This window comes from Rhodococcus sp. ENV425 (assembly GCF_002887785.1).
Taxonomy (GTDB): Bacteria; Actinomycetota; Actinomycetes; order Mycobacteriales; family Mycobacteriaceae; genus Rhodococcus; species Rhodococcus aetherivorans.
The window spans coordinates 75,643-85,130 of record NZ_PCZU01000182.1 but is presented as its reverse complement, the minus strand read 5'-3'; the positions used below and the strand labels follow the sequence as shown (position 1 = coordinate 85,130).

At 70.3% G+C, this 9,488-nt stretch carries 9 protein-coding genes and 2 tRNA genes; 7 read left to right on the top strand and 4 right to left on the bottom strand.

The window, feature by feature from the left end; genetic code table 11:
* The first annotated feature begins 487 nt into the window (after window positions 1-487).
* The 5 genes from CQZ88_RS15310 to CQZ88_RS15290 all read left to right on the top strand — a co-directional run bounded on the left by CQZ88_RS15310 (window position 488) and on the right by CQZ88_RS15290 (window position 4,681).
* Window positions 488-763 (top strand): hypothetical protein, encoded by a 276-nt coding sequence (locus tag CQZ88_RS15310; RefSeq protein ID WP_029547056.1) that lies wholly within the window; start codon window positions 488-490, stop codon window positions 761-763.
* A 97-nt stretch (window positions 764-860) separates the two neighbouring features.
* On the top strand, window positions 861-2,006 hold the full coding sequence (locus CQZ88_RS15305) for a DNA cytosine methyltransferase (protein ID WP_043796739.1): 1,146 nt from the start codon (window positions 861-863) through the stop codon (window positions 2,004-2,006).
* Window positions 2,007-2,023: 17 nt separating this feature from the next.
* Entirely contained in the window at window positions 2,024-2,449 is a 426-nt protein-coding gene (locus CQZ88_RS15300) for a very short patch repair endonuclease (protein WP_102799988.1), read from the top strand.
* 18 nt (window positions 2,450-2,467) lie between these two features.
* Window positions 2,468-3,241, top strand: a complete 774-nt coding sequence (locus CQZ88_RS15295) for a sulfite exporter TauE/SafE family protein (RefSeq protein ID WP_102799987.1) — start codon at window positions 2,468-2,470, stop codon at window positions 3,239-3,241.
* Window positions 3,242-3,328: 87 nt separating this feature from the next.
* The gene (locus CQZ88_RS15290; protein WP_102799986.1) at window positions 3,329-4,681 is read left to right on the top strand and encodes an MBL fold metallo-hydrolase; all 1,353 of its coding nucleotides are present in this window, start codon (window positions 3,329-3,331) and stop codon (window positions 4,679-4,681) included.
* A gap of 79 nt (window positions 4,682-4,760) precedes the next feature.
* Here CQZ88_RS15290 and CQZ88_RS15285 read toward each other — a convergent pair.
* The 3 genes from CQZ88_RS15285 to CQZ88_RS15275 form a co-directional block, all read right to left on the bottom strand.
* Window positions 4,761-4,833, bottom strand: a tRNA-Arg gene (locus CQZ88_RS15285).
* A gap of 75 nt (window positions 4,834-4,908) precedes the next feature.
* Window positions 4,909-5,000, bottom strand: a tRNA-Ser gene (locus CQZ88_RS15280).
* A gap of 76 nt (window positions 5,001-5,076) precedes the next feature.
* Window positions 5,077-5,784 (bottom strand): dienelactone hydrolase family protein, encoded by a 708-nt coding sequence (locus CQZ88_RS15275; RefSeq protein WP_065923566.1) that lies wholly within the window; start codon window positions 5,782-5,784, stop codon window positions 5,077-5,079.
* Between the two features lie 63 nt (window positions 5,785-5,847).
* Between CQZ88_RS15275 and hisC the strand changes: the two genes are divergently transcribed.
* The gene (gene hisC / locus CQZ88_RS15270) at window positions 5,848-6,933 is read left to right on the top strand and encodes a histidinol-phosphate transaminase (protein ID WP_102799985.1); all 1,086 of its coding nucleotides are present in this window, start codon (window positions 5,848-5,850) and stop codon (window positions 6,931-6,933) included.
* A gap of 106 nt (window positions 6,934-7,039) precedes the next feature.
* Window positions 7,040-8,725, top strand: coding sequence for a bifunctional UDP-sugar hydrolase/5'-nucleotidase (locus CQZ88_RS15265; RefSeq protein WP_180987024.1), 1,686 nt, complete (start codon window positions 7,040-7,042; stop codon window positions 8,723-8,725).
* Between the two features lie 9 nt (window positions 8,726-8,734).
* Here the strand turns inward: CQZ88_RS15265 and CQZ88_RS15260 are convergent.
* On the bottom strand, window positions 8,735-9,488 hold a 754-nt coding region (locus tag CQZ88_RS15260), incomplete at its 5' end, for an alpha/beta hydrolase family protein (protein WP_258008614.1).

Genomic DNA, 9,488 nt, shown 5'->3' with positions numbered 1-9,488 from the left:
GGCACACTGTTGAGTTCTCAAAGAACACGCGCACACCATCGCTCCGCACTTTTCAGTGCTTCACTCCGGGGCAACCGTTCCAGCCTAACATCGGGGGCTTTCGGAATCAAAATCCGCGGCCGATCCGATCTCAGGAGCGATTGGAAACCCTACCAGAAGGTTTTCAATCGGGTTAATCAGGCGCCTGCGTCCAACCTCGTTTTCCCGAGCCCCTGCGGGCCGGGTCGGTGTCCGTGTCGCTCTGACCTGGAATAAGTTACGTGATCCTTCGACCCCGCGCCAAATCGCCAGGTCAGGACGGGTGTTTGCCCGCGAGGACAGCTGTTTCCGCGACGCGGAACCATCCCCTGTGCCACTGCGTCTCACCTTCCGAGGCGTCCGCCTCGTGGCAGTCCCCGCGCGGACCGTAGCCGGCGTGCGCACTGCGTGGCACCGTCGTTGTCGTTCCGCGGCGCGCGTCCCCGATCACGTCAGGCATAGGAGACCCATGAGTGGCTTTCCCGCAGAGATCGTCCCGCCGGGCCGGGCGGACGGACCCGGCTCGGGGTCCCCCGCGGCAGCGACGTGCGCGGCGGCCTGCCAGGACTACCTCGCCGCGCTCGACGAGCTCCTCCTCGGCATCGGCGACCGCGAGGCCGGCGACTGTGCGGGTGACGTCGCACCGAGCGTGGCCCGCCGGATCGAGGCCGTGGTCCGGATGAAGGCCGTCTTCGAGTCGATCGCGTCCCCCGAGGCACACGTCTCGCTCTTTCGGCGGACGTGATCATTGCATCTCGCGTCGCGGCACGGGCCGCCCGAATTCTCGAGTAACGTGCTCCGTGAGCAAAGCGAGAAAGGGTGCCGTGACGTCGACCGGGAACATGGTGGGTTTGTTCGCCGGTATCGGCGGACTCGAGCTCGGCCTGGCCGAGCACGGCTGGCGCACCGAACTACTCTGCGAGATCGACGCCGGAGCCCAGGCCGTGCTCCGCGCCCGCTTCGCCGATGTACCTCTGCACACCGACGTCACCCGCCTCCGTTCCCTGCCCCAGGCAACCGAGGTCGTCACCGCGGGCTTTCCGTGCCAGGACCTGTCGCAGGCCGGCAGGACCGCCGGCATCACCGGCTCCCGGTCGGGCCTCGTCGACGAGGTGTTCCGGTTGGTGCGGCGCAAGCAGGGCCCGCGATGGCTGCTCATCGAGAACGTCCCCTTCATGCTGCAACTCGGACGCGGCGCCGCGATGCGTCACATCACCGATGCGCTCGAGGATCTCGGGTACGCGTGGGCGTACCGGGTCGTCGATGCCCGCGCGTTCGGACTCCCACAGCGCCGGCAGCGGGTGCTCATGCTCGCCTCGCGCACCGACGATCCCCGGACGGTGTTGTTCGGCGAGGACGCCGGCGCCCCCGCGGAAGGCGATCCCGGCACCCACCCGTGCGGGTTCTACTGGACCGAAGGCGTGCGTGGTCTCGGCTGGGCGGTCAACGCCGTGCCCACGCTCAAGGGCGGCTCCACGGTGGGCATCGCGAGTCCGCCGGCAGTGCGGCTGCCGTCGGGCGAGATCGTCACTCCCGGTCTGATCGACGCCGAACGGCTGCAGGGCTTCGACCCCGACTGGACCGCACCCGCCATCCAGGCGCCCGGTGTGCGGACCGGGCATCGGTGGCGACTCGTCGGCAACGCAGTGAGCGTGCGCATGGCCGCGTGGGTCGGTGGACGGCTCGGGCGGCCGATCGATTACTCACCCGACCACGAGACCCCGCTGCGGCCCGGCGACCCCTGGCCGAGTGCCGCCTGGGGCGCGCGGCGGCGGGCTTTCCGGGTGCACGAGTCGCACTGGCCGGTGCAGGAACCGTACGAGGATCTCGCCGGATTCCTGGAGGACGCGCGCCTGCTGTCGGCGCGGGCCACCGCCGGTTTCCTGCGGCGGGCCCGGTCCGGGAACCTGAGATTCGTGCCCGGCTTCCTCGACGACGTCGAATCCCACCTGGACCGCATGGGCGGCTTCCCCGAGGCCGCGGCCTGAGGACGGAGCCGACCGCCGTGCCCTCCACCGATCCGCAGACCAGCGTCCGGATGAGCCGGCAGCGGCGCAGGGACACCGTCCCCGAGGTGGCCCTGCGCCGGGAGTTGCATCGTCGCGGGCTGCGCTACTTCGTCGATCGTGCTCCCCTGCCGGGGATCCGTCGTCGCGCCGACCTGGTGTTCCCGCGCCGCCGCGTTGCGGTGTATGTCGACGGGTGCTTCTGGCATCGTTGCCCGCAGCACGCCACCGATCCGAAGAACAACGCCGAGTGGTGGGCCGCCAAGCTCGCCGGGAACGTGGCCCGGGACCGGGACACCGACGCGGCGCTCGCCGCGGCCGGATGGACGGCGGTGCGGATCTGGGAGCACGAGGATCCCGCGGAGGCCGCGGATCGGGTGCAGGCCGCATTGTTCGCGGCGGGACCGGGCACTGCCGATTCCTGACCGGCGAAGGAGGAAGCGGTGCAACCGGCGATCGCGCTCGTTCTCGGAGCGGTCATCGGGGTCCTGCTCGGCCTCCTCGGGGGCGGCGGATCCATCCTGGCGGTCCCCGCCCTGGTGTACGGCCTCGGACTCGACTTCCGCCAGGCCATCCCGATCTCGCTGATCGTCGTCGGGGCCGCAGCCCTGTCCGGGGCGATCCCCAAGGCTCGGGCCGGGCAGGTCGACTGGCGGCTGGCCGCGGTGTTCGCCGCGGCCGGCATCCCCGCGACGTTCGCCGGCACGGCTGTGGGCACGCTGCTGCCGCAACCGGTGCTGCTGGTGGGCTTCGCCGTCGTGATGGTGGTCGCGGGGATCCGGATGCTGCGCGAGAGCGACGACGCCGGGACCGCGTGCAAGATCGGCGACTTCGGCATCGACTGGAAGCGATGCGCGCCGAGGGCGATCCCGGCCGGCCTGGGGGTGGGCTTCTTGACCGGCCTGTTCGGCGTCGGCGGCGGCTTCCTGATCATCCCCGCGCTGGTGATGCTCCTCGGATTGGAGATGGGCGTCGCCGTCGGGACCTCCCTCGTCGTCATCGTCGCCAACTCGGCGGCCGGGCTGATCGCGCATCTCGGGGACGCCGACATCGACTGGTCGATCACGGCGGCGTTCGCCGGGGCCGCGGTCGTCGCGTCGCTTGTCGCCGGTCACCTCGGCACGCGCATGGAAACCGGACGGCTGCGGCGGTGGTTCGCCTATCTCGTCTTCCTCGTGGCCGCGTACGTGCTGGTGGACACACTGTTCCTGCGCTGAGCCGAAACTCTTCCCGCACTCCACGCATTCTTTGTACGCCCCGGGGTATCCGGGGGCATAGTGGAAGTACCGTGGAAAGGCATCGACATGGACGTATCGATCATCGAAACCTCGAGCCTCGGCGATCGCAGCTATCTCGTCACCGAGGCGGACGTCGCCGTCGTCGTGGATCCACAGCGGGACATCGATCGAGTGCTCGCGCTCGCCAACGACCGCGGAGCGCGCATCACCCATGTCCTCGAGACCCACATCCACAACGACTACGTCACCGGTGGGCTGGAACTGTCCCGCGCCGTCGAGGCCGAGTACATCGTTCCAGCCGGCGACGACGTGGACTACGAGCGACGTGCCGTCCACGACGGCGACCTGATCGACGCCGGTCCCATCCGGCTGCGGGTGATGCACACCCCCGGGCACACCCACCACCACGTCAGCTATGTGCTGCTCGACGCGACCGGCGGCACGCACGGGATCTTCACCGGCGGGTCGATGCTGTACGGCTCGACCGGCCGCACCGATCTCGTCGGCCCGCAGTACACCGAGGAACTGACCCACGCACAGTTCCGCTCCGTGCGACGGATCGCCGACGAAGTGCCGGCCGACACTCCGGTGTATCCCACCCACGGCTTCGGCAGCTTCTGCTCGGCGACCCCCACCAGCGGCGACTCGTCCACCGTCGGGCAGCAACGCGACGTCAACCCGGCGCTGACCCGCGACGAGCAGGCCTACGTCGACGAGCTCATCGCCGGACTCAATACCTACCCCGCGTACTACGCCCACATGGGCGTGATCAACAGGGCGGGTCCGTCGCCGCTCGACCTGTCTGCGCCGGAGCCGGTCGACCCGGCCGAGCTGCGCCGGCGCATCGACGCCGGTGAGTGGGTCGTCGATCTGCGCGAGCGCACCGCCTTCGCCGCGGGACACCTGGGCGGCACACTCGGCTTCGAGCTGTCCACCTCCTTCGTCACCTACCTGGGGTGGCTCTACAAGTGGGGTGCGCCACTGACCCTCATCGGCGAGAGCGACGAGCAGATCGCCGACGCCAAGCGCGAACTGGTCCGCATCGGCGTCGACGAACTCGCCGGAGCGGCCGTCGGCGAGATCCACACCCTGGTCAACGGACACGAACTTCGGTCGTACCGCGTCTCGGACTTCGCGGAGCTGACCCGGGAGATCGACAGCGAGCAGGTCCGGGTCCTCGACGTGCGCCAGAAGGACGAGTACGAGGACGGCCACGTGCGCGGAGCGGTCAACATCCCGCTGCACGACCTCGCCGAGCGGCTCGACGAGGTACCCCGCGGGGAGGGGTGGGTGCACTGCGCCTCCGGCTACCGGGCATCCGTCGCCGCGTCCATGATCGACCGGATCGACCGCACCGTCGTCCTCGTCAACGACGACTTCGAGAAGGCGTACGACCAGGGTCTGATCGGCACGTCGTAGGTCCTGCCCCATCGTCGGGGCCGGGGGGCCGCCACGACGCGAGAGCCCCTCACCACAATGGGTGAGGGGCTCTTCGTTGTGCGCCCGAAGGGATTCGAACCCCTAACCTTCTGATCCGTAGTCAGATGCTCTATCCGTTGAGCTACGGGCGCAGTGCGTGTATGCAGTTGTTTCTGGTATGCAGTTGTTTCTCATATTCAGTTGTCGCCGGCGACGCTGCACCGACGTGGCGGAGGCGAGAGGATTTGAACCTCCGGTCCCCCGTAAAGGGGACAACTCATTAGCAGTGAGTCCCATTCGGCCGCTCTGGCACGCCTCCCTGGGGGGTTTCGATTCTCTCGAACCGCCGGGACGAAAGATTACACACGTTCGGACGGCAAACGCAAAACGCCTGGTCAGCGCAGGTGCGCGTCGAACCAGTCGAAGATCCGGCGCCGTGCGTCGATGATCGCCGCCTCGGCCGGGTCGGTGTCCGGATCGGCGGTGTCGTGCTCGACCGGCGGCTCGTCGGGGCGATGCGCCAGGCCGGGGTAACCGATGACCAGGGTCGGTGCGTCGGCCTGTCCGGCAGCCTCGCGCAGCTGCTCGACGTCGCCGGTCGGGGTGGTCGGGTCGTCCTCGCCGTACAGACCGAGCCACGGCGCCTGCAGGTTGCGCACGGCCTCGACGAGTGCGGGAACGTCGGGCCGCAACGGCTGCACGATGCCGTGCGCCGCGACGGTGACCGCGGCACCCACCCGCCGATTGGCGGCGACGATGAGCGCCGCCGTCCCGGCGTCGTCGAACCCGATCACGCCGACCGCGTCCGGGTAGACCCCACTGCGTACCAGCCAGTCCATCGCGGCATCGACGTCGTCGAACAGGTTCTGCCCGAACACCTCGTCGTCCTCGGTGAACTCGCGGTGGAACAGATTCGGAGCCACGACCAGCCAGCCCTCGGCAGCCAGAACCTCCATGAACGCCAGCAGGACCGGCGGAAACACACGGGATTCGTGCAGCACGACGATGCCACCGCGGATGGCACCCTCCGGCCGAAACACGGTCAGCGGTACCTGCCCCGACCCGTCCGGCAACCGGGCCGCGGCAGTGTGGATTCCCGACATACCGTCCACGATGACACGACCCACCACGACCGTGCACGCAATCGCCGGGCGCATAATCGGCTGGTGACCCCACGGACCCGCCCCGACCTCACCTCGATCCCGTCCTATGTGCCCGGCCGCAGTTTCCCGGGCGCGATCAAGCTCGCCAGCAACGAGACCACCGTCGGTCCCCTGCCCAGCGTGCGCGACGCGATCGCCGAGGCGGCGTACACGGTCCACCGGTATCCGGACAACATGGCGGCCGTGCTCATCGGCGCGCTGGCCGGGCGGCTGGGGGTGAAGCCGGAGAACATCGCCGTGGGCAACGGCTCGGTGAGCCTGTGCCAGGAACTGGTGCTCTCGGCCTGCAACGACGGCGACGAGGTCGTGTTCTCCTGGCGGTCGTTCGAGGCGTACCCGGTGGTGACGGCGGTGGCCGGCGCGAAGTCGGTGCCGGTGCCCAACACCCCGGAGCACGGCCACGACCTCGACGCGATGCTCGCCGCGATCACCGACCGCACCCGGGTGGTGTTCGTCTGCAACCCCAACAACCCGACCGGGGCGCTGCTGGGCAGAGCGGAGCTGGAACGGTTCCTCGACGCGGTGCCGCCGCAGGTGCTCGTCGCGCTCGACGAGGCCTACTTCGAATACGCCCGCCCGAAGCCCGGCGAGGAGCAGGCGGACGGGATCGCGCTCGCCGCCGGCCGGCCGAACGTCGTGGTGCTGCGGACCTTCTCGAAGGCCTACGGCCTGGCCGGCCTGCGGGTCGGCTATCTCGTCGGCGACCCGTCGGTGATCAAGGTCCTGAACAAGGTGCACACCCCGTTCAGCGTCAGCTCGCTCGCACAGCAGGCGGCCATCGCGTCCCTGGCGGCGGCCGACGAACTGCTCGAGCGCACCGACAGCGTGCTCGCCGAGCGCGACCGGTTGCGGACGGCGCTCGTGGACGCCGGCTATCCCGTGCCGGAGAGCTACGCCAACTTCGTGTGGTTGCCGCTCGGTGACCGGTCGGCGGCGTTCTCCGAGGCGTGCGCGGAGGCCGGTGTGCTGGTGCGCCAGTACGCGGACGACGGGGTGCGGGTGACCATCGGCGATCCGCACGAGAACGACGCGTTCCTCGCATTTGCGAGCGGCAAGGGCGTCGAGATCGCGGAAATCTCGAAGCCCTGACCTGCGCAGGAACGCCTACGAGACCCAACCGTTATCGCCGGGTGGCGATCGCGTGACCATCCGTTGGCACACTCGTCCGGTCGGCTACGGAAGTTGGAGTGTGCGGATGGGTTCAGGCGTGGCACGCCGGTGGACCCTGTCCGCGGCCCTGCTGACCGGCGCGCTGTGGACGTCGCTCGCCGTGGCCCCCGCGACCGCGATCCCCCCGGACGCCCTGCCGCTGCGGCTCATCGCCTTCCGCGACCTGCACGGCAGCCTCCTCCCGCCCCAGGGCCCCCGCAGCGAGGTCGTCCGCTCCGACGGCGCATCCGTTCCGGCGGGCGGCGCCGCATATCTCGCCGCCTACGTCCGGCAGCTGCGCTCGCAGGCGGACAACTCGGTGCTCTACTCCGTCGGCGACACCTGGGGCTCGTCCCCGATCGAGTCGGCGATGTTCCACGACGAACCCACCGTCGACCTGCTCAACGGCCTCGACGTGACCGCGGCCGCCCTCGGCAACCACGAGTTCGACAACGGCTACGCCGAGTTGCAGCGCCTGCGCGACGGCGGCTGCCACCCGGAGGGCTGCCGGTACGACGAGGAGTACGCCGGAGCCACCTTCCCGCTGATCGCGGCGAACGTCGCCGACGCCGACGGCAGCCCCGCGGCCCTGCCGTTCACCGTGGACTACGTCGACGGTGTGCCGGTCGGCGTCATCGGCATCGCCCCCCACGACACGCCGCAGGTGGTGCGCGGCGACGACATCGCCGGCCTGCAGTTCACCGACGAGATCACGGCCGTCGACCGCACCGCCGACGCGCTCGATGCCCTCGGCGTCCGCTCGATCGTCCTGCTCTACAAGGGCGCGTTGACGCCGCCCGCCGGGACCGACCCGTGCGACGCCACCGCCGGGCCCGCGCGCAGCCTCGCCACCCGGGTGTCGCCGAAGGTGGATGTCATCGTCACCGCGGACGGCGACGACAGTTTCAACTGCAGCTACCCCGACCCGGCGGGCAGTCCCCGGACCGTGCTGCAGGGCGCCTCGCACGGGCGCATCATCTCGGTCGCGGACCTGACGATCGACCGGGAGAGCCGCGACGTGCTGCGCGACCGCACCCACGCGTTCAATCAGATCGTGACGCACGACATCGCCCCCGACCCGCGCACGCAGCAGTTCGTGGACCGGGCCGTCGACGAGTCGCGCGACGTCGCCGAACGCGTCGTCGGCCGCATCGCCGCCGACCTGACCCGCGATACCGCGCCCAGCGGCGAGTCGGCCCTCGGCAACCTCGTCGCGGACGCGCAGCTGGCGGCCGCCGAACCCGCCGGGGCGCAGCTCGCGCTCACGAATCCCGGTGGAGTGCGCGCCGACCTGCTGCATTCCGGTGACGGGGTCGTCACCTACGGCGACGCCTACGCAGCCCAGCCGTTCGGGAACCGGCTGCAGGTGCTCGAGCTCACCGGTGCGGAACTGGTCGGGATCCTCGAGCAGCAGTTCCAGCAGGACGGAACCGGCGCGGGCCGCGAACGGATCCTCGCGCCCTCGCACACCCTGCGCTACGTCCTCGACCGGGCCGCGGCGCCCGGCAGCCGGATCCGGGATGTCACGATCGCCGATCGGCCGCTCGATGCGTCCGCGGCCTACCGGGTGGTCGTCAACGGGTTCCTCGCCGAGGGCGGCGACGGATTCACCGGGTTCACACAGGCGCGACGGGCGACGGGGGCGGGTGCCGAACTCGACGCCCTGAACGACTACCTGGCGCAGCACGCGCCCGTCCCGCCGCCGGCCACCGACCGCATCGCGCTGCCCTGACGGAACCGCTCAGCCGAGACCGAGGGCGCGTTCGAGCGTCGGCCAGGCGGTGCGCAGATCGTCCTGCCAGTAGGGCCACGAATGCGTGCCGTACGGGCGGTAGACGATGGTGGCGGGGATTCTCAGCTCCCGCAGCCGCCGGTCGAAGCCGATCGTGCACACGAAGGCGCCGACCTCGAGCGGTCCGCCCACGTCGAGAGCCTCCGCGTCGGGGCCGACGTCGTACGGGCCGGGCAGGCCGTTGCCGGTGCTGATGAAGATCTCCTTGCCGCGCAGCCGCTCGGCCAGGGCGTACGGGTCGTGTGCCGCCCACGCCGGATCCCCCGGTGCACCCCACATGTTGTCCGGATTGCCGCCCTTGTAGGCGACGGTCCCGCGCACCGCGTCCTGCGCGGACGCCTTCGACGTGTCCAGGCAACCGCTCAGCGCGGCCACGCCCCGGTACAGGTCCGGATTCCGGGCGATCAGGCTCGCCGCCCCCGTCGCGCCCATCGACAGTCCGCCGATGGCGTTCACTCCGTTGCCCGCGAAGCGGGCGTCGATCAGCGGCGGCAGCTCCTTCGTCAGGAAGGTCTCCCACGCGTTCACGCCCAGAACGGGGTCCGGCGCGAGCCAGTCCGTGTAGTAGCTGGCGGTACCGCCGATCGGCAGCACCACGTTCACGTTCTTGTCGGCGACGAAGTCGACGAGGTCCGTGCGCTGCGTCCACGTGCTCTCGCGGTAGTCCGACTCGGCGCCGGCGCTGACGCCGTCGAGCAGGTAG